General features: G+C 56.1%; 21 protein-coding genes. 10 read left to right on the forward strand and 11 right to left on the reverse strand.

The window, feature by feature from the left end; all coding sequences use genetic code 11:
* Positions 1–37: 37 nt before the first annotated feature.
* Entirely contained in the window at positions 38–958 is a 921-nt protein-coding gene (gene citR, locus BFV63_RS05920) for a DNA-binding transcriptional repressor CitR (protein ID WP_048241167.1), read from the reverse strand.
* Positions 959–1,579: 621 nt separating this feature from the next.
* Here citR and ahpC point away from each other — a divergent pair.
* Positions 1,580–2,143, forward strand: coding sequence for an alkyl hydroperoxide reductase subunit C (gene ahpC, locus BFV63_RS05925; protein ID WP_003858764.1), 564 nt, complete (start codon positions 1,580–1,582; stop codon positions 2,141–2,143).
* A 242-nt stretch (positions 2,144–2,385) separates the two neighbouring features.
* The gene (ahpF, locus tag BFV63_RS05930) at positions 2,386–3,951 is read left to right on the forward strand and encodes an alkyl hydroperoxide reductase subunit F (RefSeq protein ID WP_022650587.1); all 1,566 of its coding nucleotides are present in this window, start codon (positions 2,386–2,388) and stop codon (positions 3,949–3,951) included.
* A 59-nt stretch (positions 3,952–4,010) separates the two neighbouring features.
* On the opposite strand, the gene uspG is transcribed toward ahpF, so the two are convergent.
* Entirely contained in the window at positions 4,011–4,439 is a 429-nt protein-coding gene (gene uspG / locus BFV63_RS05935; protein WP_022650588.1) for a universal stress protein UspG, read from the reverse strand.
* Positions 4,440–4,620: 181 nt separating this feature from the next.
* Here uspG and BFV63_RS05940 point away from each other — a divergent pair, with 181 nt between their 5' ends.
* Complete coding sequence (locus BFV63_RS05940) at positions 4,621–5,859, forward strand: zinc-dependent alcohol dehydrogenase (RefSeq protein WP_045345780.1); 1,239 nt, start codon at positions 4,621–4,623, stop codon at positions 5,857–5,859.
* 10 nt (positions 5,860–5,869) lie between these two features.
* Here BFV63_RS05940 and yldA read toward each other — a convergent pair whose 3' ends face one another.
* Both yldA and rnk read right to left on the reverse strand, forming a co-directional pair.
* Positions 5,870–5,959: a small membrane protein YldA gene (gene yldA / locus BFV63_RS23495; protein WP_015571155.1), complete on the reverse strand. Its 90-nt coding sequence runs from the start codon at positions 5,957–5,959 to the stop codon at positions 5,870–5,872.
* 137 nt (positions 5,960–6,096) lie between these two features.
* Positions 6,097–6,507 (reverse strand): nucleoside diphosphate kinase regulator, encoded by a 411-nt coding sequence (gene rnk / locus BFV63_RS05945; RefSeq protein ID WP_032608834.1) that lies wholly within the window; start codon positions 6,505–6,507, stop codon positions 6,097–6,099.
* A gap of 262 nt (positions 6,508–6,769) precedes the next feature.
* On the opposite strand from rnk, the gene BFV63_RS05950 reads away from it, so the two are divergent.
* Positions 6,770–7,390 carry a flavin reductase family protein gene (locus BFV63_RS05950; RefSeq protein WP_048241165.1) on the forward strand — a complete coding sequence of 207 codons (621 nt, stop codon included), beginning with the start codon at positions 6,770–6,772 and terminating at the stop codon, positions 7,388–7,390.
* A 1-nt stretch (position 7,391) separates the two neighbouring features.
* Positions 7,392–8,246, forward strand: coding sequence for a helix-turn-helix domain-containing protein (locus BFV63_RS05955; RefSeq protein WP_045332385.1), 855 nt, complete (start codon positions 7,392–7,394; stop codon positions 8,244–8,246).
* Between the two features lie 3 nt (positions 8,247–8,249).
* Here BFV63_RS05955 and ptsP read toward each other — a convergent pair whose 3' ends face one another.
* The 7 genes from ptsP to dcuC all read right to left on the reverse strand — a co-directional run bounded on the left by ptsP (position 8,250) and on the right by dcuC (position 16,951).
* A complete protein-coding gene (ptsP, locus tag BFV63_RS05960) occupies positions 8,250–10,745 on the reverse strand; it encodes a phosphoenolpyruvate--protein phosphotransferase (protein ID WP_048241163.1) in 2,496 nt (831 codons plus the stop codon).
* 22 nt (positions 10,746–10,767) lie between these two features.
* Positions 10,768–11,808 carry an aminopeptidase gene (gene ypdE, locus BFV63_RS05965; protein WP_022650592.1) on the reverse strand — a complete coding sequence of 347 codons (1,041 nt, stop codon included), beginning with the start codon at positions 11,806–11,808 and terminating at the stop codon, positions 10,768–10,770.
* A gap of 2 nt (positions 11,809–11,810) precedes the next feature.
* The gene (gene ypdF / locus BFV63_RS05970) at positions 11,811–12,893 is read right to left on the reverse strand and encodes an aminopeptidase (protein WP_057059374.1); all 1,083 of its coding nucleotides are present in this window, start codon (positions 12,891–12,893) and stop codon (positions 11,811–11,813) included.
* An 11-nt stretch (positions 12,894–12,904) separates the two neighbouring features.
* Positions 12,905–14,155: a PTS fructose transporter subunit IIC gene (locus BFV63_RS05975; protein ID WP_023315613.1), complete on the reverse strand. Its 1,251-nt coding sequence runs from the start codon at positions 14,153–14,155 to the stop codon at positions 12,905–12,907.
* A 27-nt stretch (positions 14,156–14,182) separates the two neighbouring features.
* Positions 14,183–14,506: a PTS fructose transporter subunit IIB gene (locus BFV63_RS05980; protein WP_017382483.1), complete on the reverse strand. Its 324-nt coding sequence runs from the start codon at positions 14,504–14,506 to the stop codon at positions 14,183–14,185.
* A gap of 173 nt (positions 14,507–14,679) precedes the next feature.
* Positions 14,680–15,489, reverse strand: coding sequence for a ribonuclease I (rna, locus tag BFV63_RS05985; RefSeq protein ID WP_023324308.1), 810 nt, complete (start codon positions 15,487–15,489; stop codon positions 14,680–14,682).
* Positions 15,490–15,583: 94 nt separating this feature from the next.
* Entirely contained in the window at positions 15,584–16,951 is a 1,368-nt protein-coding gene (dcuC, locus tag BFV63_RS05990; protein ID WP_017382481.1) for an anaerobic C4-dicarboxylate transporter DcuC, read from the reverse strand.
* A 339-nt stretch (positions 16,952–17,290) separates the two neighbouring features.
* Here dcuC and BFV63_RS05995 point away from each other — a divergent pair, with 339 nt between their 5' ends.
* Genes BFV63_RS05995 through BFV63_RS06015 form a run of 5 tightly spaced genes read left to right on the forward strand, consistent with a single transcriptional unit; the run spans position 17,291 to position 23,616 of the window.
* A complete protein-coding gene (locus BFV63_RS05995) occupies positions 17,291–17,692 on the forward strand; it encodes a hypothetical protein (protein WP_032608844.1) in 402 nt (133 codons plus the stop codon).
* A 53-nt stretch (positions 17,693–17,745) separates the two neighbouring features.
* On the forward strand, positions 17,746–18,039 hold the full coding sequence (locus BFV63_RS06000; RefSeq protein WP_003858733.1) for a copper-binding protein: 294 nt from the start codon (positions 17,746–17,748) through the stop codon (positions 18,037–18,039).
* Between the two features lie 11 nt (positions 18,040–18,050).
* Positions 18,051–19,307, forward strand: coding sequence for a TolC family protein (locus tag BFV63_RS06005; protein ID WP_045896387.1), 1,257 nt, complete (start codon positions 18,051–18,053; stop codon positions 19,305–19,307).
* On the forward strand, positions 19,304–20,503 hold the full coding sequence (locus BFV63_RS06010; protein ID WP_048241157.1) for an efflux RND transporter periplasmic adaptor subunit: 1,200 nt from the start codon (positions 19,304–19,306) through the stop codon (positions 20,501–20,503). The genes BFV63_RS06005 and BFV63_RS06010 overlap by 4 nt, the downstream gene beginning before the upstream one ends.
* A complete protein-coding gene (locus tag BFV63_RS06015; RefSeq protein ID WP_048241155.1) occupies positions 20,500–23,616 on the forward strand; it encodes an efflux RND transporter permease subunit in 3,117 nt (1,038 codons plus the stop codon). The genes BFV63_RS06010 and BFV63_RS06015 overlap by 4 nt, the downstream gene beginning before the upstream one ends.
* The last annotated feature ends 133 nt before the right edge of the window (positions 23,617–23,749 follow it).

Consider the following 23,749-nt stretch of genomic DNA (forward strand, 5'->3'; position numbering starts at 1 on the left):
CGGGTTGCCTTATTTGCATTCACCATGCAAATGTATTTTACGCAGACGGCGGAGAAACGCAGAGCTTATGCATTTTTTCAATGAATGTTGAAAAAACAGTGCTATTCAGTGATGAACGGCTGTAGAGCATATAGATCTTTAATTCAGGCAGCTCAAACGGTGGCTCAAGCCTTTTTAATTTCAACGGTTCTTTATATGTTTCATAGATCGACACGGGGATGAAGCCTAACAGATCAGATGAACAGACCATGGAGATGAGAGAGCTAAGGGAGTCCGTACGAAAAGCAATATTTCTTTCCGGAAACGCGTCATTTGCGCGACTCTGAAACTCTTTTACACCCGGATGAGCACTCTGGTAAAAAGTGAATTTCTCCTGGTATAGCACTTCCAGCGTGACTGCGTCAGCGAGCCTTGGGTGGTCTGCTCTACAGATTAAGGCTATCGGCACCGTGGTGAAGTGGGTGCAGACCACAGAGCGATTGTGGATAGGTGCGATAGAGAAGATGAGATCGGCCTTACGATAGGCCAACAAATCTTCCGCTGATTCGGAGGAAATGAGCATGTCTCTTTGCTCTATCTCATAACTCTCTTCAGATATTAAAAGCTTCAACGGTTCGAGCATCGAACCAGGAGACACCATTTGAGAGCAATAGATAACAAACTTTTTTTTGATGTCCGAGTGATGCATCATGTTGATCGTCTGCTCAAGCTGATTGAGATTTTTTTCCAGATGATGATGCAGGTTGGTACCTACCGTGGTTGGCGTAATTCCCTTCCCTGAACGGATAAACAGGGGGTCATTAAGCTGACCGCGCAGGCGTTGCAGCGACTGGCTGACGGCGGATGGCGTGATATAAAGCGTCTCGGCAGCCCTACTGATACTGAGATGTTGGTAAATGCATTCGAAGATGACTAACAGATTGAGATCGAATTTTTTTAGGTCGTAGAGGTTTGCCATGTTTCGTCCTGAGTGAGTTGAGTTTGCTGTCGTTATCCCATCCTGGAGTACGACAGAGCGAAGTTACCCTTTACAATCCGTGTGAATAACTCGCTTAATTTAAAATTTAAGTGATCTTAATATATCACGGCTTTGGATTATTGAAACATAACTTCAAGACTAATTAAGATAATTTTATCTTTAAAGTTTGATTGAATTATTTGAATGAAAAGTGGTGTTTATATATAGCGTGAAACCCATAATGAAATTAAATTTATAATCTTTCAGAGACCTCTTCGATACTGCCTATCACAGCCATAGGCAGGACTATCCCTCTTATGCATTGCTCAATGCGCGCAGGGGTGCTGTAATCAAAGCGCTGTTACGGCCTTGATACAAGGTATGTAGAGCGCAACGCAACGCCAGCTTCGGCTGGCACTGAATGTACCTGCGGGGAATTCAGGTATCAGGGCCGCCCGTTGAGGCGGCTTTTTTACTTTCAGGCTTTCCTGTAAAAGGTTCACCTTGCTGTCTTGTTGCTGTTGTAAGGTTTGGCTGATTGATTTGATAAAGCATACGCATTAGCCCCGATGGATAAAGTTGGTTACCTTACATCTCAACGAAAACACGGAGGAAGTACAGATGTCTTTGATTAACACTAAAATTAAACCTTTCAAAAACCAGGCGTTCAAAAACGGTGAGTTCATCGAAGTAACCGAGAAAGATATCGAAGGCCGCTGGAGCGTGTTCTTCTTCTATCCGGCTGACTTCACCTTCGTTTGCCCGACCGAACTGGGCGACGTGGCAGACCACTACGAAGAACTGCAAAAGCTGGGCGTAGACGTTTACTCTGTTTCTACCGATACCCACTTCACCCACAAAGCGTGGCACAGCAGCTCTGAAACTATCGCGAAAATCAAATACGCGATGATCGGCGACCCGACTGGCGCCCTGACCCGTAACTTCGACAACATGCGTGAAGATGAAGGCCTGGCAGACCGCGCGACCTTCGTTGTTGACCCGCAGGGCATTATCCAGGCTATCGAAGTTACCGCTGAAGGTATCGGCCGTGATGCATCTGACCTGCTGCGCAAAGTGAAAGCGGCTCAGTACGTTGCTTCTCACCCAGGCGAAGTGTGCCCGGCGAAATGGAAAGAAGGCGAAGCGACGCTGGCGCCATCTCTGGACCTGGTCGGCAAGATCTAAATTTCCGTCGTTTTTCACGCCATAGCTGCGTTGGCGTCGCCTGCTCACCCCGGTCACTTACTTTAGTAAGCTCCCGGGGATTCTCAGGCTAGCCGCCTTGCTCTGACGCGAAATACTTTGGAAATTGTTTCAGTCATGGGCGCTCCCCGCGCCCATTTCATTCCAGCACCATGATGCAAGTTGCATTCAGGCAGCCCGTATAAGGCGGCTTGCATGATGACGTTTTAAGAGAGGGAAGAATAATGCTCGACACTAACATGAAAACCCAGCTCAAGGCCTACCTTGAGAAACTGACCAAACCTGTTGAGCTGATTGCCACGCTGGACGACAGCGCGAAATCGGCAGAAATCAAAGCACTGCTGACAGAGATTGCTGAGCTGTCGCCGAAAGTGACCTTCAAAGAAGACAACACGCTGGCAGTCCGTAAGCCTTCTTTCCTGATCGCCAACCCAGGGTCTGACCAGGGGCCGCGTTTCGCGGGCTCTCCGCTGGGGCACGAATTTACGTCCCTGGTGCTGGCGCTGCTGTGGACCGGTGGTCATCCGTCAAAAGAAGCGCAGGCGCTGCTGGAGCAGATCCGCGATATCGACGGTGATTTTGAGTTTGAAACCTATTACTCGCTCTCCTGCCACAACTGCCCGGACGTGGTGCAGGCGCTGAACCTGATGTCAGTCCTCAACCCACGCATTAAGCACACGGCGATTGACGGCGGTACGTTCCAGAACGAAATCACCGAGCGCAACGTGATGGGCGTTCCGGCGGTTTACCTGAATGGCCAGGAGTTCGGCCAGGGGCGCATGACGCTGACCGAAATCGTCGCCAAAGTGGATACCGGCGCAGAAAAACGCGCGGCGGAAGAGCTGAACCAACGCGATGCTTATGACGTGCTGATTGTTGGCTCAGGCCCGGCGGGCGCGGCGGCAGCGGTCTACTCCGCACGTAAAGGGATCCGTACCGGTCTGATGGGCGAGCGTTTCGGTGGTCAGGTTCTGGATACCGTAGACATTGAAAACTACATTTCCGTGCCGAAAACCGAAGGCCAGAAGCTGGCCGGTGCGTTGAAAGCGCACGTCAGCGACTACGACGTGGATGTCATTGACAGCCAGAGCGCCAGCAAACTGGTTCCGGCGGCGGTCGAGGGTGGTTTGCACCAGATTGAAACGGCGTCCGGCGCGGTGCTGAAGGCGCGCAGCGTGATCATTGCCACCGGCGCGAAATGGCGCAACATGAACGTCCCGGGCGAAGATCAGTATCGCACCAAAGGCGTGACCTATTGCCCCCACTGTGACGGCCCGCTGTTCAAAGGTAAACGCGTCGCGGTGATCGGCGGCGGTAACTCCGGCGTGGAAGCGGCTATCGATCTGGCGGGAATTGTGGAACACGTTACCCTGCTGGAGTTCGCTCCGGAGATGAAAGCGGACCAGGTGTTGCAGGATAAGGTGCGTAGCCTGAATAACGTCGACATTGTGCTCAATGCCCAGACGACAGAAGTGAAAGGCGACGGCAGCAAAGTGACTGGTCTGGAATACCGTGACCGCGTGAGCGGCGATATCCACAGCGTAGCGCTGGCAGGGATCTTTGTTCAGATTGGCCTGCTGCCAAACACCACCTGGCTGGAAGGCGCTATTGAGCGTAACCGCATGGGCGAGATCATCATCGATGCGAAATGCGAAACCAGCGTGAAGGGCGTATTTGCGGCGGGCGACTGCACCACCGTGCCGTACAAACAGATCATCATCGCTACCGGTGAAGGTGCGAAAGCGTCGCTGAGCTCGTTTGATTACCTGATCCGCACCAAAACTGCATAATAAAAGAAAGCAAGACGACACCTGCAATGCCAGAGGCCACCTAAAGGTGGCCTCTTTTTTTATCTGACGACCATCACCGGAATGTGGGTGTGGCGGATCACGCTGGAGGCGTTCGACCCCAGCAGGTGAGTGGTGATGGAAGGGTTACGTGAACCAATCACTACCACGTCGGCATTTAATTCCCCGGCAAGCTCATTAACGGCGTCGCGCACGCTACCGAACCGGACGTGGGTTTTGATGCGGGAAGGATCGATGCTGAAGTGCCCGACCATGGTTTGCAGGCGCGTCTCGGCTTCGTGCTGTAAATGCTCTTCAAAACGACGCACATCAGCAGCGAAACGATGCAGGCTCAGGCTGGCAGAGCCCGGCAAAACATGCAGAAGATGAATAATTCCGTCCTGCTGCGCGAGAAATTCCGCGTGACGTATAGCCTTATCACTCAGTTCCATTTCAAAAACATCAACCGGCATAATGATTGTTTGATACATAACCGTTTCTCCTTGTTAATAAACGCTGAAATCATTCAACCACAAAATATAAATGGTTTCTGTAATCCCGACAGCACTTTTTTATCTCGCCAGGATAAATCTCAAAACAGCCGGATTCCGGGGCAGATCCCGAGAGGTAGCTACCCTTTTATAAGCTTACCCACACCCTTTCGGAGGTTGCATGAAAGCTCTCACCTATCACGGTCCACATCATGTTCGGGTCGATAATGTCCCCGATCCGGGCATCGAACAGCCTGACGATATCATCCTGCGCGTAACGGCCACGGCGATCTGTGGTTCTGATTTGCATCTTTATCGCGGAAAAATTCCCAAGGTCCAGCATGGCGATATCTTTGGTCATGAATTTATGGGCGAGGTGGTGGAGTGCGGGAGCGAAGTGAAGAACGTGCAGAAAGGTGACCGGGTGGTGATCCCGTTTGTAATTGCCTGCGGTGACTGCTTCTTTTGCCAGATGCAACAGTACGCGGCCTGCGAAAACACGAATCGCGGGCAGGGCGCGGCGCTGAACAAAAAGCAAATTCCCGCCCCTGCCGCGCTGTTTGGCTACAGCCATCTTTACGGCGGCGTGCCGGGCGGACAGGCGGAGTATGTGCGCGTCCCGAAAGGCAACGTGGGGCCGTTTAAAGTGCCTCAGCTGCTGTCTGACGACAAAGCGCTTTTCCTGTCAGATATTCTGCCTACCGCCTGGCAGGCGGCGAAAAATGCGCAGATTCAGAGAGGCTCCAGCGTCGCCGTATTCGGGGCCGGGCCGGTGGGGCTACTGACCATTGCCTGCGCGCGGCTTCTCGGCGCAGAGCAGATTTTTGTGGTTGATCATCATCCCTATCGACTGCGGTTTGCCCAGGAGCGCTACGGCGCGATCCCGATTAACTTTGATGACGATAACGACGCGGCGGAGAAAATCATTGAGCAAACGGCCGGACAGCGCGGAGTGGATGCGGTGATTGATGCCGTCGGGTTTGAGGCCAAAGGCAGCACCACGGAAACGATCCTCAGTAACCTGAAAATTGAAGGCAGCAGCGGCAAAGCCCTGCGCCAGTGCATTGCTGCGGTGCGGCGCGGAGGCGTGGTCAGCGTGCCGGGCGTGTATGCCGGTTTTATACACGGCTTCCTGTTTGGCGATGCTTTCGATAAAGGGCTGAGCTTTAAGATGGGGCAGACCCACGTCCATGCCTGGCTGGGAGAGCTGCTGCCGCTTATCGAAAAAGGGCTGCTTACACCGGAAGATATTGTCACCCACTATCTTCCGCTGTCTGATGCGGAGCGCGCCTATAAAATCTTCGAAAAACGGGAGGAGGAGTGCCGCAAGGTGATCCTGGTGCCTGGTGCAGACACCCCGGAGGCAGCGCAGCAGAAAGTGAAGGGACTGGTAAATGCCTTCCCCGGCGGCGTTGTGTGAGGTTCCTCACTCACCAGTGGCGCTCAAGGTATAGCACCGCCACGACGAGGATCGCCAGGATGATGAGAAAAACCAGTGTGATAACAAGTATCTCACCCATGACCGTCCCCACGGCACCACAACAGAGTAAGCGTGGATTAAGCGGTTTTTGTCCGATATAACACAATCGGGTGAATTTGCGGAAAGAGGATGCGGGTGCATCCTCTGTGCAAAGCGGGGTCGCTTGTTCAGAAGGGATTAACGCAGGTAATCGCCAGCGGCTTCGGGCTGGTAGAACAGCTCAAGCACTTCCAGGTGAGCTGAGGCACCGCCCGGGAGTTCCCAGTGGATAGTATCGCCTGTGCGCAGTCCAAGCAGCGCCGCGCCCACGGGTGCCAGCACCGACAGTTGCGTGCTGCTGTCGGTCATCTGCGCCGGATAGACCAGCGTACGGGTGAGCTCCTCGCCGGTGGTCAGGTTGCGGAACTTCACCTGGCTGTTCATGGTGACCACATCATGCGGCATGGTCTCAGGCGTACACATCTGCGCCCGGTCTAGCTCTTCGTTCAGCGCATCGGCTACCGGCAGCGAGGCGAATTCTGGTTTCTCCAACAGTCGGTCAATACGTTCTGCGTCGAGTTCATTGATGATAATCGTAGGTCTGGACATTTTTACTCCATGTCGTTAATGCTGCGTGTAACGCAGAAACCAATCCAAAAGAAAACCCTCGCCGTCTGGCAGCGAGGGTTTAACTTAGCTGATGATACTGTCTGAAACCGTAAGTTTGAAGTGATGAAGGTCACAATCATGCGCCATATGAATTTTTGGCAATAAACCCGGCGTCCCGATTCACGCTGAACGGAAATTTCGTTACGCTGGAAAGACTGAACCCGGGCAATGCGCGTTGCAGCCCCAGCGTAGAGAGAGCGATATGTACTTTTACCAACCTTCTCAGGGGCACGGCCTGCCGCACGACCCGCTGAACGCCATTATCGGTCCACGTCCGATTGGCTGGATCTCATCCTGTGATAAGGCCGGTCAACTGAACCTTGCCCCGTACAGCTTCTTTAACTGTTTTAACTATCGCCCACCGATCATTGGTTTTTCCAGCAATGGCTGGAAGGATAGCTTGCGGAATATTACCGAAACGGGGGAGTTTGTCTGGAACCTCGCAACGCGCGATCTGGCCGAGGCGATGAATGAAACCTCCGCCACGCTCCCTCATGGCGAGGATGAATTTACCTTTGCCGGCCTGACGCCCGTAGCCAGCCAGCTTGTGAGCTCGCCGCGCGTGGCGGAAAGCCCGGTGAATTTCGAGTGTCGATTGTCACAGTGCATTCAGCTTACCGGCGCGGATGGGACACCGATTGATACCTGGCTGGTGCTCGGCGAAGTCGTGGGCGTCCATATCGCCGAGAGTTTGCTGGAAGAGGGGATTTACCAGACCGCGAAAGCGCAGCCCATTCTGCGTGCGGGTGGACCGACGGCCTACTATGCCATCAGTGATAGCCATCGCTTCGACCTGGTACGCCCGGATGCGCGCAGGGGGTAATATGCGCGCAACCCTGTTGCCCGCCGATCAGCAGTTTTTTGCCGATCTGTTGAGCGGCCTGGTGCTCAACCCACAGCAGTTGGGGCGAGTCTGGTTTGCTCATCGTGGCGCGTCTGACGCTGTCGGAAGCGTGAGCCGCGACTGGCCACGGCTTGACGTCGTTCTTCGCGGGGAATATGGCAACAGACTGGTTGCCGGGCAGCAGCCCCTCCACCAGGGGGAAATGCTGTTTCTTCCCGCCCAGGCCGCCAGCGTCCCGGTGTTTGAACGACCGGTCATGCTGCTGAGCATTCTTTTCGCGCCGTCGTGGCTGGGGCTGGTGTTTCATGATACCCGGCACGGGCGATCCGTGCCTGCGCAGCGACACGTGGAGCTTCCTCACCCTGAACGAGGTGAATGTGCCGCAATGCTGATGGCCCTGACGCACCTGAGCGCTTCCCCGCAGGACCAGGCTATTATTCAACCACTGGTGCTGAGTCTGCTGCACTGGTGCCGTAAAGTGGTGTCGTCGCTGCCTGAACCGGGAGTGTCGCGCGGGGATTTCCTCTATCAGAGCATTTGTAACTGGGTGCAGGAAAACTATGCTGAATCCTTGTCGCGGGACAGCGTCGCTTCGCTGTTTAATATTTCGGCTAACCATCTGTCACGCCTGTTCTCTCAACAGGGGACGATGAGTTTTGTGGATTACGTTCGTTGGGTGCGTATGGCGAAGGCGAGAACCATCCTGCAAAAATACCACCTGCCGGTGGGGGAAGTGGCGAAGCGCTGTGGCTATGCCGATAGCGACTATTTTAGCCGTCTTTTCCGGCGCCAGTTTGGCCTGACGCCGGGGGAGTATCGCGCACGCTTTCAGTGACAGTCAGAACGTGATTTCAGCGTTCAACAGATCCAGGATACTTTGCGGCGTCGTTGCTGCAAACAGCGACTCGCGAAATGTTTTATTGACCAGCTTCCGCGCCAGCTGGGAAAAGACCTTCACGTGATTAATCCCTTCCTGAGCGCCGAGCGTCAGCATGATCACCAGCTCGACGTCGCCCAAATCCGACTCCCAGTCAATCGCCTTGTCCAGACGGGCAATGCTGATGCTGGAATGGCGTATCCATTGCGATTTGGTGTGAGGGATCGCCACACCAAACCCGACGGCGGTAGTGACAATCTCTTCGCGCTGCCAGAGATCTTCTTCAAGCTCGAGCGGGTTTTCGGTCCTGCCATGAATCGCAAGATTTCCGCATAAGAACTGAAGCACCTGCTCTTTTGAGGTCAGCGGCTCATTGACCACGATAGTCTCCAGCGCCAGCAATGGACGCGGCGGCGCTTCCGGTGTGAAATCCGCCAGCAGGGCTTCAATCTCCTCTGCGCTGCGGCTGTCGCAGGCCTTATCTGCCAGCGCCCGGCAGGTCGCCATGTCCAGCTGACGCAACTGGGTTTTTACCGCAGGGATGCGCGGCCCGCTCATGCTGAACTCATCTAAGCCCAGCCCAAGCAGAAGAGGGAGGTAGCGCTGCTCTCCGCCAAGTTCACCGCAAATGCCGACCCATTTCCCGTGACGATGCGCTGCGGTGACGATCTGGCGAACCATGCGTAAAAAAGACGGTGTGATGGGGTTATACAGCCCCGACACGCGCGGGTTGTTGCGATCGACAGCGTAGAGATACTGAGTCATATCGTTCGAGCCGATACTGAAGAAATCCACCTCTTCGCAGAAGTGATCGATGATAAAGCAGACTGAAGGCACTTCAACCATGATCCCCAGCGGCAGGCGCGCGGTGTGACGTAACCCCTGTGAGGCCAGGGCGTCACGAACGTTTTGCAGCTCCTGTTTGATCCATAAAATCTGATCGAGGCTGTGCACCATCGGGATCATCAACAGCGCATTGCCGCTTGCGCCTGCGCGTAAGATCGCGCGCAGTTGGGTGCGGAAGAGATCGGCAAATTCGGGATAAATGCGAACGGCGCGATAGCCGAGGAACGGGTTTTCTTCCTGGGGAATGTTCAGGTAAGGGATCTGCTTATCGCCGCCGATGTCCATTGTGCGAAAGATGACCGGCTTGCCCTGCGCGGAGAGCAGCACCTGCTGATAGGCTTCGAATTGCTCCTGCTCGTCCGGCGCGGTGTCTCTGTCCATATACAGCATTTCAGTGCGAAACAGCCCGATACCCTGCGCGCCGCAGGTAAACGCCCCGGGCGCTTCCAGCGCGCTGCCGATGTTGGCGGCAATCTCTACCGGTACGTTGTCGCGGGTGAGCGCTGGAAGACCCGCATCTTTGATCTGCTGCTGGTGGCGTCGGTCGGCAAGGCGCTGCGCCACGCTGTAGTAATCATTCACCGCGTCGTTGGGTTCAACGACCAGCACGCTACAGATGCCGTCCAGAATGACCTCTTTTCCCATCAACGGCGCCAGTGAGGCGACCGTTAAACCACTCAGCACAGGCACGGAGGCCGCGCGTGCCAGGATCAGCGTATGCGACGTCCGGCCTGTTTTTTCAAGCACCATGCCTTTCAGGTACTGCGTGTCGAGGCTGAGAAACTGGCTGGGCGTCAGATCTTCCGCTACCAGAATGGTGGGGGCGCTAAGGGTGAATGCGGAGGTTTGCTGCAACTCCGGCCAGGTAATGTTAAGAAGCTGCTCGCTGATGTCGCGAATATCGCTGACGCGTTCACGCAGGTAATCGCTGGCGGAGAGTGACAGCTTGTCGCAGATCAGCTCCATATTACGAATGATCGCCTCCGCAAGGCTTAGCCGCTCCTCGGCGATCAGTCGGCGTATGGTGCCGCCAAACTCCTCATCCTGGATCAGTGAAAGATGCGCGCTGAGAATGGTTTTACTCTCGCCGTCTAGCCCGCGCAGGCGGTGGTTGAGCTGTTCAGCCAGCGTCGCCAGGCTGTGTTCCAGGCGGGTAATATCTTCCGGCGAGGCGGGGATCTGACAATAACGTTTGAGGTTATCGCTCTGCCAGCCTCGCAGAGTGCCAGCCCCGATGCCACTGGCGAGCGTAATGCCGTGCTGAAGATGGGGAGCAAGCCTTACGAGCGAGCGGGGCAGTGGATGCGCAACGTGCGGCGCGTCGCCGGAGGGAATACTGTCGCTGTCGATAAACGCGCCGGTGAGATATGCCTCCAGCACGCGTCGGGCCTGCTCCTCGTCGCCGCCGTTAATTTCCAGCACGCAGCTGTCATTAAACAGCGTACCGGTACTGATCAGCGCCAGCGAGCTTTTGGCATCCGCATGAGTGTGAAGCCTTCTGTTGATAAAACGGATATCGCTGCGCCATGCGCTGCACTGCTCTTTTAACGCCCAGGCCGGACGCGCATGCAGGCCGTTGGGCAGTGGGCAGAAAAATTCAATTGAAAGCATACTTCCTCCTGGCCGCGTGAGATCAGCATCTGAAGTCCGTCAGATGATCCACGGTCTCACGGTTCATGCCTGCCACAAGCGCGACAAGCAGTTGTTGGGTGTGATGAATGTCTTTTTCGTCGGCAATGGATGCCGCGCAGTGCCCGTGTCGGGTAGGGGGACCAAGCACAAGAGTCGGCACGCCAGTGCCGGAGAGATGGATCGCCCCGCCGTCCGTTCCGCCGTTGCTGAACATGTCTTTTTGCAGCGGGATCCCCTGAGATCGCGCGATCGTCTCAGCCAGCGCAATCAGTTTGGCTGGGGCGATGAGCGTTTTGTCGTACAGCACCAGCATCGGGCCCGCACCGATCTGGCGATGGTTGGCGCTGCCATAATCGAAATTTTTTGACCAGCAGGCGGTATCCAGCACCAGCGCGATATCAGGATGAATGGCGCGCGTGGCGGTCTGGCCGCCGCGCAGGCCGACCTCTTCACTTGAGCTGGCCACCAGCCAAAGCTCGCAGTCGAGCGGCGTCTGGTGCAGCTCGCGCAGCAGCGCAATCAGCAGGTAACAGCCGAGACGATCGTCGAAGGCTTTACCCATCACCCGATTGTGGGGAAGGGTCTGAAAGGGTGTATCGAACGTCACGCGGTCGCCTGCGTCGATACCGGCGGCGAACACCTCCTCCGCCGACGTCGCGCCAATGTCGACACGCAAATTGTCAACGTTTTCTCCTTTCAGATCCCCATCCAGCAGTCCCGGTATTTTTTCCCCGTTACGCGTGGTGATGCGCACCGGCTGAAGGGTACGGGCCATCATGCGCACGTTGCCGATGGGCAGGACATCAATGGCCCCTTCGCGCGAGACGCTACGCACCATAAAACCGACTTCATCCATATGGGCGCAGACCATCACCTTCGGGCCCCGGCTCTGGTTGACGCGGATAAGCACGGAACCCAGCCCATCAAACTGAACCTCTTTATGGTACTTTTGCGCCTCACTGAGCAGGATGTCGCGCACCTCTTGCTCTGAGGCCGCAATGGCGTCTGCTTCGCTCAGGGCGCGCAGTAAATCTCTGTCCACTCTTATTCTCCCGTCAGCAATAGCCGTTTGTCGAAGGTATAAAGCACCTCCGCACCCGTTTCCGTCACCAGCACCACATCTTCAATTCGTACCCCGCCCAGGTGTTCAAGGTAGATCCCCGGCTCAACGGTCAGCACCATGCCGGGCTGCAACGGGGTGCGGTCGGTAGGGGAAAAACGTGGATTTTCATGAACATCAATACCAATGGCATGGCCGGTGTTATGCCCGAACTGCGGACCGTAACCTGCACGTTCAATCACGGAACGTGCGGCGCTATCGATCTGATGACAGGAAACGCCGGGGCGGATGGCATCAATAGCTGCCTGTTGTGCCGCCAGAACGATCTGGTACACCGCATAGAGAGGGTGTTCCTCCGGCGGCGTGTTTTGCCCGGCGACAAGAAAGGTCCTTGTCATATCCGAGCAATACCCCTGGTGTTGGGCGCCGAAATCAAGGGTGATCATCTCGCCAGGCATAATCACTTTGTCAGAGGCTTTGCCGTGGGGCAGCGCACCGCGCGGCCCGCTGGCGACAATGGTGTCGAAAGAGGGCTTGTCCGCACCCTCCTGCTTCATAAACCACTCCAGCTCGGCAGCGACTTCACGTTCGCGCATACCGGGCTGAATGAAACGCCGGATGTGCTGTGCGGCGCGGTCGGCAATGCCGCATGCTGCACGGATACGGTCGATTTCGTCAGCGGTTTTTATCTGCCGCAGCGCGTCGAGCGAGGTGCTGCAAAGGGCGGTATTCAGCGTATCGCGCCACAGCACGCCTGTTTGCCAGCTCACGTATTCACCCTCAAAGCCAAGACGGGTGAGAGCTTCCTTCGCAATAATCTGATTCACCGCCTGCGCAAGCGGGTTCTCCGTGTTAAGCAGGTGCATCTCATAGCCCGCCGCTCGTGAAGCGATATCGCTGTAGTAACGGAAATCCACCAGGATATGTGCCGCGGTTTGTGTCACCAGTACATAGCCCGAACCGGTTGAAATGCCCAGGTGCGGCTGTTTATTCTGGCGCGAAGAGATGAGCACGCCGTCCAGTTTTTCCGCAGCCAGCCAGGCACGAAGCCTTCTCAGTAATTCCATGTTTCACCCCGTTACAGCGTGTTGATAGCGAGTTTCCCGCGCTTGTGCAGACTGTTACGAATAATCACTACCAACAGCGCGGTGATCGCCGCCCCGACCACAATACTGAGCATGTACGCCCCCAGATTGGTGACCAGTGGCCACGCCCAGATCGCCGATTCAGGGAACCACTGCACGGCACCGAGCGCGGTGGCAGTCATTGCACCGGCGATCGCGCCCGCCATATACGCCGGCAGCGTCGCAAGCGGATTTTCCAGCAGGAACGGGATGGCCCCTTCACTGATGCCCATAAAGGCGAGGAACATGGCCGTTTTGCCTTGCGGATAAAGCTGCGGACTAAACAGGCGTTTGCCGGTCAGACGATGGTCAATCAGCGTGGCCAGCCCCAGACCAATGGGCGGAATAACAATCGCCACGGCGCGGGAGGTGATGGGCAGGACATGATCGGTTGTCAGCCCCAGGCCAACAAATCCCGCCGCTTTGTTAATGGGGCCGCCAAGATCAATCGCCGTGGCCGCCGCCATCCCGATGGCGTACATCATGGAGCCCGCCTGACCCGCCGCCAGCAGTACGGTCCGCATACCTGCATTCAGCCAGCCGCCAATCGGCGTGATGATGTAATACATCGCCAGCATTACAAACAGCGCCGAGAGGATTGGGATCAGAAAGGTGCTTTTAAAGGCCAGCAGATACTGTGGAACGTTAATGCGGCTATTCAGCCATTTGACCAGATAGCCTGCGGCTATGGCGATAATCAGCGCGCCAATAAACGTGGAGGGCACGGGTTTGGTGGCAAGCCAGGTCAGTTTTTCCGCATCAAAGTTCAGCACCAGCGTCGGCTGCGTGGCGACAAGGCCACCGATAAACCCGGCCGGGAAGGCCAGTTTTCCGCCGATAGAGTTGGCGACAAAGGCGGCAAACATTGGGATGGCGAAGCTGAACAGCAGCCCGCCGAACGATTCAGTCAGATAGCCAAATTTCAATAGCGAGAGATTGAAACCGGTGAATTTGCCTGAGTTAAGCGCGTCGAGAATACCGGTGTCAGGCGGGATCTCCAGCCAGACGTAGGCGATAAGCTGTGAAATGGCGAGGATAACCCCGCCCATGATAAGTGTTGGCACCATGCGGGATATCCCCGACATAATGTGCTGTGGAAGCTCTTTCCAGAAAGACGCACCGGCGGCAACCGGTGCGGATTTGATGGCAAGTGTGTCACCCTCGTGACTGTCCGGGCGAACCGCGCTGCGTTTTTTAATAGCCATGACGAAAACCCCTGGATGTGAAGATTATTATTGTTCTGCTGCAATCATCTCTTCGATCTCTTTCAGGGTGCCTGCCGCGTTTTTAATGGCGTCCTGAAGCGTAATCTCATACACGTCGCGCGTTTCGAAGCGTTCATTGTCTTCCGGGGTGATCGCGATGGCGTGGATGATAATGTCAGCGTCGGCAATATCCTGCGGGGTCAGGCGATTCTGGATCCCGTCCGCGCCCTGGGTTTCAATTTTTACCTCATAACCGGCTTCCGTCGCCGCGTCTTCCAGCGCCTGGGCTGCCATGAAGGTATGTGCCAGGCCCATCGGGCAGGCGCACAGTGCAATCAGTTTTTTAGCCATGTGAAATTCCTCCTGTAGATAACGCCACGATTATGACGGGGAGGTTTCAGTGATGTTTACCGGATTAATAATGCTTTTGCTGGAAAAATGATGCGTGTGAGCGGAAGTGTGAGGTTAATCGTCATATCACGGAAGCCGATGAAAAACCGGGCAAAAAGTTGCCCGGCGCAGCATCAGTAACCGGCTTTATCAATGACAAACTGTTTGCCGCAGTTGCCCGGATGCGGCTGTGGCGCAAAGGAGCCGGCAGAGAGTGGGTTGTTGATGGTGCTGGCGTTCAGCGAGATCTGCATTTCGGTCAGATAAGCCGGATTGCCGTGGCAGGTAAGCTTGAACGCTTTTACACTCTGTTTTCCCCAGCTTTTGGCCACGGCTGCATCGAAGTCGCTGCGGCGGACGCTTTTGCCATAGTTTTCCGCCAGAAATTTTCCTGCCGCGCTGTGCTTCACTTCCTGGTTCATGCGCACCATGGTGCCGAAGTAAGCGTCGGGATCAAAACCAAAGCAGACGCCGTGTTTCGCGTATTCATAACGTTCAAGGCAGGAGTTGCCGCCCGCGCCGGGCATCACGCTGTTCAGCTTCGCCGCGCCCGTTAGCGATAGTCCGGTCTCTGCGGCGTCACATTTGCGGCTGGCTTTTGCTTCCGGCATATTCGGAACCGGACGAGTGGCGCAGCCGAAGCGCATCCAGCGGCGTTCATCCACTCCGCGAGCGGCAATCGATTTCGGCAATGCTGGCCATAAGCCGTGGACGGTCAGAAAATCGGTTTTGTTGCTGCTCTCTTTTTGCAGGCGACACTCTTCCGGTTCGTCACGGTTACGTTCGACCATGCTCTGGCAAAATCCGGTTTGCCAGGAAAGGGCCAGAACGTAGCGATCGAAATCGCCGTACTGGGTTGGCTTAAGCGGATCTGCCTGAATTGAGAAGACACAGAGTGCAAGCGCTACTGCGCCAGACGGGATAACGATATCCTTCCTGAACATTTGCTTTCCTGATTGGTTGGGCGCGATTAATTTCTGGGGGTTATTAAAGCACAAAAAGCGCCCGCAGGCGCTTTTTGGAAATCAGGAATTTCGCTTAGGCAGCGCCGGGAACCAGTACTTCGGTGGCGATAATAACGATAATCAGGCCAACCAGCACCGGCACTGACGTGCGTTTTACCACTTCAAACGGAGAGATTTTCGCCATCCCCGCAACCGCAACCACCACGCCCGATACCGGAGAAATGGTACGACCCAGGTTGGAGGCCTGAAGCATTGGAATGGACAGGTAAGCCGGGTTGATGCCGGAGGAGTGTGCCAGCTTAGGGATCATCTCAACAAAGGCGTAGAACGGCGCGTTACCGGAGCCGGTGGTCATCGCCGCCAGCATGGTCAGCACCACCAGCACCAGCATCAGGATAATGCTGGCCGAGCCGAACGAGGTGGCGATAGAGATCAGGCTCTGAATAAAGCCGATGGTGCTCAGCCCCTGGGCAAACACCCCCGCGGCAACCAGCAGCATCACCACGCCCGCGAAGGCATCCGCCATACCGCGGAAGGCTACTTCCAGACCCGTGAACACTTTCTGGGTGTTAAAACCACGAACGAACTCCAGGATGGCCGCCAGCAGCATACAGATCACCAGGATAGTGATGATGTGCAGCTGCGGGCCCCATTTGCCGTCGAAAATAAGCACGCCAATAATCGGCGTGAAGGGCAGGATGGAATAAAACGCCGGGGCGGTAGTGGTGATTTCGCTGACGTCCATCATTTCGTGGCTGACGTTCTCTTTCTTATCGAGATAGCGCTGCCAGAAGAAATGCGCCACGCCCATGCCGAGAATAGCGGTGATGGAGATCGGCAGTGTGGTTTTGAAGGCGAAGTCAATTAGCGACATTTCCGCGGCTTTCGCGGCCAGCACTACGTCACCGGAAGTAGGGGAGAGAATAATCGCCGCCGGAGAGGCGCAAATAGCCGCCGCTGCACCACGGCTGATCCCGACGTTAACCATTACCGGGAATAAAGTTGCCATTAACAGCACGCCAAGGCCCGTTGCTGAGGAAACGGCTAATGACATCAGACAGGCCAGGAAATAGGCCGCGACCATCAGCAGATAGGGGGAGTTAATATATTGCAGCGGCTTAGAAGCCAGCTTTACCACCATATCATTCGCGCCGATATGGGTCATATAGGCAGCAAATCCGCAGAGCATCATGATCATCATGCCCAGATCGCCGCCGCGGCTCATTAGCAGAATTTTTATATATTCCACAATATCGGTAGCGGTATATCCGGTACTGGCTTCGCTGGCGGGTAAAACCTGATGACCCATTAGCGCGCTAATGATCAGCAGCGTCAGGCCGCCGACAAATAGCACGCCGGTGGCTGAGTAACCTTTAATGATGTAGCGTGCTACACCGACAATGACCACGACTCCAATGAGGAGTTCGAGAAAAGTAAGCATGATTTCCCCTGTTTCCTTGCTGCCCGAGAGACAAATAATCAATAAAAAAGAAGCTGAAATGTGCCGAATAAATGTCCAGTCCTTGCTGATTAAAATCAAGAAAGAGACTACTAAAGGCACTGATGACGATATTTTTGCTAACCCTGCGTCATTTATATTAAGACGTTATTGACCTGATGAATAGATATTATATGTCATTAAATTGATGGTGAAGTGTTAAGGTTTTGAGTATTACTTGCCGACAATCGATTTAAAACGTAAATCTCTTTAAAACCACTTCTCTTTCATTCTTTTGCCTGCTTATACTCGGTTCACTTTCTCCTGTCCGACGATCTCAATATGTACGCCAGCTGGACATATCGCCTGCGCTTTATCAAAAAACATCTGCTGATGTTTTTGCTGGCGTTTGGCTGGCTGTTGATCCAGACTCAGGTGGCCGTCGCGTCCCATCAATGTTCAATGGATTTGCGCGGCGAGGTGGCCACCATCCAGCATATGGAGATGATGGCGCAACCGGGGCCGCATTATGCTGCCGGTGCTTCACCGCTGTGTGAAAAACATTGTGTGCCGGATCAGGTACAAAAAGATCCTGCCCAGCCGCATCTGGTGGCGCTGCCTGCCGCCATGACCCTGACCTTAACTCCGCCAGAGTGCTCGTCTGCAAGCCATTCTGCGTGGTCCGTTACCCCTCCTGCTGTGGGGCCGCCGGCAACGATCCGCTATTGCCGGTTTCGGGAGTAAAAACCTGTTAATTCGTTGATTTTATTTACTTAACGTTTAACAGGAGTTTTATCATGCGTACCGTATTCCTTTCCGCGCTGGTTGGCGCGTCCGTCTCTTTCGCTTCTTATACCGTTCAGGCAAACCAGACCTGGCAGGGCCGCGGCGTGGTTCAGTCGATCTCTGACAGCGCCGTCATGCTCCGGCACGAGGCCATACCGGAACTAAAATGGCCAGCAATGACCATGCCGTTTACTTTATCTGCCGGCGCTACGCTGAATGGCGCCAAACCGGGGGATGAGGTGACCTTCACGCTTCAGCGTGCGGGTGACGGTTTCCAGATTATCTCGCTGACGCCAGCGCGCTAAGCGAGGTCACCATGAAACAACACACACTGAGCCTGTGGCTCGGTGGGGTGTTGTTCGGCCTGTTAACCTCCGCCGCGCAGGCGGAGCCGTGGACGCTCGAACACACCCTGACCGAAGCCCAGCGCTACTCAGCAGAACTCTCCGCCAGCCGTAACGAAGCGCAGGCGCTGGATGCGATGGCGGTTTCCGCCACGCAATTACCTGACCCAAAACTGAAATTCGGCATCGAAAACGTGCCGGTACAGGGCAGCAACGATCGGCGACTGACGCGCGAAGGGATGACCATGCAGAAGGTTGGCATCATGCAAAGCTACGTCAGCTCAGAGAAGCGGGAACGTAAAGCGCAGACCTTTCAGGCGCAGGCGCGAAGCGTGCTGGCAAAATCCGAAGCCGTCCGCGCCGCGCTTCAGCGTGATACCGCCCAGGCCTGGCTGGATCTGGCGCTGGCCCAGCAGGCGCTGAACACGGCCAGAACGCTGGTCCGTGAAACCGAACGCCAGCGGGGCGTGCAGAAGGCGAGTGTCGGGGCGGGAAGCGCCACGCCGGACAGCGTACTGGCCCTGCAAATGATCCTCAGCGCCATGCGCGACAAAGAGACGCTGGCGCAGCGGGATGTGCAGCTGGCGCAAAGCCGTCTGCTGGAGCTTACGGGGCACGCGATTACGGCGGTTCGCGGTCCGCTGCCGCGCTATCAGCGTCTTCCTGCCGATGAAAAAACGTTGCAGGAGGGGATCGTCAGGCACCCGGAAGTGGAGGCCGCACGACGTGAAGCCGAGACCGCGAAAGCGCGTTCAGCGCAATCTGCCGTGGCGGCGATACCCGATGTGGATGTGGAGGTCTATTACGCCCACCGCGCTGAAGGCTATGACGATATGGCTGGCGTGATGTTCAGCGTGGATCTGCCTCTGTTCCAGTCAAAACGTCAGGACAAGGATTACGCCGCCGATGTTTCCCGCTCTATGCAGGCGGCGGATCAACTGACGCTGCTCAAGCGCGAACACATTGCCCAGGTGCAAACGCTGGTGGCGCAGTATCAGGCTGCGCAAACGGTGTGGCAGCGACAGCGGGACGAGGTACTACCGTTGCAGCGTCAACGGCTGGCGGTACTGACGGCGCAATATCGCTCTGGACAGTCGGCGCTTCCGGCCCTGCTGGAGGCGCGTCGTGGCGTACTGGATACGGAACTGGCGGTGAACCAGGCGGAGCGCGAAATGGCGCGAACCTGGGCTGCCGTGAACTGGTTGATCCCGCAGGAGCTGGCGCAATGAAAAAAACAACGTTAATGGCGATTGCCATCGCGATAGCTGCCGCTGGCGGCTATTTTGTCGGACAGAAGCAGACGCATCAGCCGGCTGCGGCTGCACAACCCTCTGAACGTAAGGTGCTTTACTGGTACGACCCCATGGTACCCGGTCAGCGCTTCGATAAGCCGGGTAAATCCCCCTTTATGGATATGGATCTGGTCCCGCGCTACGCTGATGAAGCGCAGGCGGCGTCAGGCGTGGCCATCAGCACTCAACAGCAGCAAAACCTGGGGATGAAAACCGCCAACGTTGAGATGCGCCAGCTGGTTTCGCCGTTCTCGGCCTTTGCCACGGTTGCAACGGATGAACGTAACGTCTCGGTGGTGTCAGCTCCGGCCAATGGCGTGGTGTCAAAATTGTTTGTTAATGCACCGCAGCAGCAGGTGAAAGCCGGAGAGGCGCTGGCGCAACTGTGGATCCCGCAATGGACCACCGCCCAGCAGGAGTATCTCGCAGTTCGTCAGCTTGGCGATGCCGCATTGACCCGCGCCGCACGCGAGCGGCTGGCGTTGCAGTTTATGCCGGAAGAGGTCATTCGTTTGCTGGAGCGTAGCGGCAAGCCGCAGACCACGCTCATCCTGCGCGCTGACCGGGCCGGCTATGTGGTGAAGCTGGACGTGCGGGAAGGGGCGCAAATCACCGCAACGGCGCCGCTGTTTGAGATCGCCAGGCTCGATCCGGTCTGGCTGGTGGTCGATTACCCGCAAACGCAGGCGCAGTCTCTGGCAGTGGGCAGCAACGTGGTCGCAACGTCAGAAAGCTGGCCGGGGGAGCAATTCCACGGCACGGTCAGCGAATTGCTGCCGCAGATGGAGACGACCACGCGAACCCTGAAAGCCCGTATCGTGATGGAAAATTCCGCACATAAGCTGAAGCCGGGTATGTACCTCTCCGTCAGGCGTGCGGAAGAGATGAAAGGCCCGCCGGTGCTGGCGGTGCCGGAAGAGGCGGTGATTAACAGCGGAGAGTCTGCGCGTCTGCTGCTGGCTACCGGGGACGGTTATTTCCGGCCTGTGACGGTGACAACCGGCCTGACGGCGCAGGGCTGGACGGCGATCCTGTCCGGGGTCAAAGAGGGCGATAAGGTGGTGACGTCCGGGCAATTCCTCATTGATTCCGAAGCCAGCCTGCGTAGCGTGATGCCGGAGGTGACGCCATGATTGCCGCTGTGATTCGCGCCTCGTTGCGTAACCGCCTGCTGGTGATCCTGGCCGCACTGATGATGGCAGGCTGGGGCTGGTGGGCGGTGCAACGCGCGCCGCTGGACGCGTTGCCCGATCTGTCTGATGTGCAGGTCATTATCAAAGCGAGTTACCCCGGGAAAGCGCCGCAGGTGATTGAAGATCAGGTGACCTGGCCGCTGACAACCTCCATGTTGTCTGTGCCGGGCGCTAAAACCGTGCGCGGTTTTTCAATGTTTGGTGACGCTTATGTGTATGTGCTGTTTGAGGATGGCACCGATCTCTACTGGGCGCGATCCCGGGTGCTGGAATATTTAAGCCAGGTACAGGCGCAGTTTCCGCCGGGCGTGAAGGTGTCGCTGGGGCCGGATGCGACGGGCGTCGGCTGGATCTACGAATATGCACTGATCGACCGTAGTGGAAAACACAGCCTGGCAGATCTGCGGGCCCTACAGGACTGGACGCTTAAGTTCGAGCTTAAGACGGTACCGAATGTATCTGAGGTGGCAAGTATTGGCGGAATGGTGCGTCAGTATCAGATCGTGGCGGACCCGGCGAAAATGCGCGCGCTGAATATTACCCACAGCCAGCTATCCGGCGCGGTGCAGGCCGCCAATAAGGAGAGCGGCGGCGCCCTGCTGGAGATGGGCGAAGCGGAGTATATGGTGCGGACAACGGGCTATTTGCGCTCGCTGGAGAATTTTCGCAATGTGGTGATCGCTACCCGCGATGGCGTACCTGTCCTGCTGAAAGATGTCGCCACCATTGGCATTGGCCCGGAGATCCGCCGGGGTGTGGCGGAGCTTAACGGTGAAGGGGAGGTCGCTGGCGGCGTGATCGTGATGCGCTACGGGCAGAATGCGCTGGAAACGCTTCATGCGGTAAAAGCGAAACTGAGCGAGCTGCAAGAAACGCTGCCGCAGGGCGTCGAGATTGTTCCGGTCTACGATCGTTCCACGCTGATTGAGGACTCGGTCAAAACGCTGACGTACAAGCTGCTCGAAGAGTTTGCCGTGGTGGTACTGGTGTGTGCGCTGTTCCTGTTCCACCTGCGCTCCGCGCTGGTGGCGATGGTCTCTCTGCCGCTGGGGATCCTCGGGGCTTTTGTGGTGATGCACTATCAGGGCATTAACGCGAATATGATGTCGCTCGGCGGGATCGCCATTGCCATCGGGGCGATGGTGGATGCCGCAATTGTGATGATTGAAAACATGCACAAGGTGCTGGAGCTGTGGCGGCATGATAATCCGGGCAAGGAGCCCGCGCCGGGGGAATACTGGCGTCTGGCGGAAAAGGCGGCGGTTGAAGTGGGACCGGCGCTGTTTTGCAGCCTGTTAATCATCACGCTGTCATTTATACCGGTTTTTTCGCTGGAAGCGCAGGAGGGCAGAATGTTCTCGCCGCTGGCGTTCACCAAAACCTGGTCGATGGCCGTGGCCGCCGGGCTTGGGATCACCCTGGTGCCGGTGCTAATGGGCTTTTTCATTCGCGGGAAAATCCCGGATGAGAAGGCAAACCCGATCAACCGCCTCCTGATCCGCCTGTATGAGCCGCTGCTGGACAAGGTACTGACCTTCCCGAAAACGACGCTGGCACTGGCATGTCTGCTGCTGATCGCCACGCTCTGGCCGCTGAGCCGCCTGGGAAGCGAATTTATGCCGCCGCTGGATGAAGGAGATTTACTCTATATGCCCTCCACGCTGCCGGGGATCTCTGCTCGCGAGGCATCACGGCTGCTTCAGCAGACGGACCGCTTGATCAAAAGCGTCCCGGAGGTGGCGAGCGTGTTTGGCAAAGCCGGTCGGGCAGAGTCGGCAACCGATCCCGCGCCATTAACCATGCTGGAAACAACCATCCACTTTAAGCCCCGCGAGCAGTGGCGGCCAGGAATGACGCCGCAAAAGCTGGTGGAGGAGCTCGATAAAACCGTGTCGCTGCCGGGCATTGCCAATGTGTGGGTGCCGCCTGTCCGTAACCGTCTGGACATGCTGGCAACCGGGATCAAAAGCCCGGTCGGCATTAAGGTGAACGGCAATAATATTGCCGACATTGAGCGTGTGGCCCGGCAGATTGAGCAGGTGGTGAAGGACGTTCCGGGCGTCTCCTCTGCGCTGGCGGAGCGTCTGGAAGGCGGGCGCTACGTGGATATTCGTATCGATCGGCAAAAATCCGCGCGCTACGGCGTTTCCGTCGATGAACTGCAAAGCCTGGTCTCCACGCTGGTCGGGGGCGATAACATTGGTGAGGTGATCCTGGGACGCGAGCGGTATCCCATCAACCTGCGTTATCCCCGCGATTTGCGTGATAACGTCGACGCGTTGCGGGTGTTGCCGGTAGTGACCGCCAGCGGTAGCCAGGTGGCGCTGGGGGAATTGGCCGATATCGTCGTGACGGAAGGCCCACCGATGCTAAAAAGTGAAAACGCGCGCCTTTCCAGCTGGATCTATGTTGACTTGCGCGGGCGCGATCTGAAGTCCGCCGTGGATGAAATGCAAAAACGGGTGGGAGAGAAGGTGGTATTGCCGCAGGGCGTGTCTCTCTCCTGGTCCGGGCAGTTTGAATATCTGGAACGGGCGACCGAGAGGCTCAAAATAGTTTTACCTGTCACGCTGATGATTATATTCGTCCTTTTATGGTTAACCTTCAGGCGGATATCAAATGTCCTGATAATAATGGGGACATTGCCGTTCGCGCTTATTGGGGGCGTGTGGTTATTGTGGCTGCTTGAATATAATTTGTCAGTGGCGGGGGGCGTTGGCTTTATCGCCCTCTCCGGGGTGGCGGCAGAATTCGGCGTAATTATGGTTCTTTATTTGAATCATGCGATCGATAAATATCACAGGCTGGAGCCAGAAGGGGGAAATACGGTGCTGATGCGGGCGATCCACGAAGGTGCCGTGCTGCGCGTGCGTCCGAAGGTGATGACGGTCGCCACTATTATGGCAGGACTGCTGCCCATCATGTGGGGGAGTGGGAGTGGCTCGGAGGTGATGCAACGTATTGCCGCGCCGATGATTGGTGGCATGGTAACGGCACCGTTATTGTCGATGTTAGTTATTCCCGCACTCTACAAATTGTTACATCAACGTTAAATATGTCAACTGCATGTGCTTATTCAGGCATGCAGTTTATGTATCCTCAGATTATTCCCAGGAACGGGATGGTAATTAGGAATAACACCCATGCTGTTAAGCGTTCATTCAAGTATTCTGTGTTAAGGTCTGC

The sequence above is a fragment of the Enterobacter hormaechei subsp. xiangfangensis genome (genome assembly GCF_001729785.1).
Taxonomy (GTDB): Bacteria; Pseudomonadota; Gammaproteobacteria; order Enterobacterales; family Enterobacteriaceae; genus Enterobacter; species Enterobacter hormaechei_C.

What these genes read in the sequence shown, in the direction of transcription:
- ptsP (WP_048241163.1), bottom strand. Translation starts at nt 10,745, where the DNA reads ATGCTTTCAATTGAATTTTTCTGCCCACTGCCCAACGGCCTGCATGCG.
- BFV63_RS05980 (WP_017382483.1), bottom strand. Translation starts at nt 14,506, where the DNA reads ATGGCTAAAAAACTGATTGCACTGTGCGCCTGCCCGATGGGCCTGGCA.
- ahpC (WP_003858764.1), top strand. Translation starts at nt 1,580, where the DNA reads ATGTCTTTGATTAACACTAAAATTAAACCTTTCAAAAACCAGGCGTTC.
- uspG (WP_022650588.1), bottom strand. Translation starts at nt 4,439, where the DNA reads ATGTATCAAACAATCATTATGCCGGTTGATGTTTTTGAAATGGAACTG.
- BFV63_RS05955 (WP_045332385.1), top strand. Translation starts at nt 7,392, where the DNA reads ATGCGCGCAACCCTGTTGCCCGCCGATCAGCAGTTTTTTGCCGATCTG.
- BFV63_RS06005 (WP_045896387.1), top strand. Translation starts at nt 18,051, where the DNA reads ATGAAACAACACACACTGAGCCTGTGGCTCGGTGGGGTGTTGTTCGGC.
- rnk (WP_032608834.1), bottom strand. Translation starts at nt 6,507, where the DNA reads ATGTCCAGACCTACGATTATCATCAATGAACTCGACGCAGAACGTATT.
- ahpF (WP_022650587.1), top strand. Translation starts at nt 2,386, where the DNA reads ATGCTCGACACTAACATGAAAACCCAGCTCAAGGCCTACCTTGAGAAA.
- ypdF (WP_057059374.1), bottom strand. Translation starts at nt 12,893, where the DNA reads ATGGAATTACTGAGAAGGCTTCGTGCCTGGCTGGCTGCGGAAAAACTG.
- dcuC (WP_017382481.1), bottom strand. Translation starts at nt 16,951, where the DNA reads ATGCTTACTTTTCTCGAACTCCTCATTGGAGTCGTGGTCATTGTCGGT.
- BFV63_RS05950 (WP_048241165.1), top strand. Translation starts at nt 6,770, where the DNA reads ATGTACTTTTACCAACCTTCTCAGGGGCACGGCCTGCCGCACGACCCG.
- yldA (WP_015571155.1), bottom strand. Translation starts at nt 5,959, where the DNA reads ATGGGTGAGATACTTGTTATCACACTGGTTTTTCTCATCATCCTGGCG.
- BFV63_RS06000 (WP_003858733.1), top strand. Translation starts at nt 17,746, where the DNA reads ATGCGTACCGTATTCCTTTCCGCGCTGGTTGGCGCGTCCGTCTCTTTC.
- BFV63_RS06015 (WP_048241155.1), top strand. Translation starts at nt 20,500, where the DNA reads ATGATTGCCGCTGTGATTCGCGCCTCGTTGCGTAACCGCCTGCTGGTG.
- BFV63_RS05995 (WP_032608844.1), top strand. Translation starts at nt 17,291, where the DNA reads ATGTACGCCAGCTGGACATATCGCCTGCGCTTTATCAAAAAACATCTG.
- BFV63_RS05940 (WP_045345780.1), top strand. Translation starts at nt 4,621, where the DNA reads ATGAAAGCTCTCACCTATCACGGTCCACATCATGTTCGGGTCGATAAT.
- citR (WP_048241167.1), bottom strand. Translation starts at nt 958, where the DNA reads ATGGCAAACCTCTACGACCTAAAAAAATTCGATCTCAATCTGTTAGTC.
- rna (WP_023324308.1), bottom strand. Translation starts at nt 15,489, where the DNA reads ATGTTCAGGAAGGATATCGTTATCCCGTCTGGCGCAGTAGCGCTTGCA.
- BFV63_RS05975 (WP_023315613.1), bottom strand. Translation starts at nt 14,155, where the DNA reads ATGGCTATTAAAAAACGCAGCGCGGTTCGCCCGGACAGTCACGAGGGT.
- BFV63_RS06010 (WP_048241157.1), top strand. Translation starts at nt 19,304, where the DNA reads ATGAAAAAAACAACGTTAATGGCGATTGCCATCGCGATAGCTGCCGCT.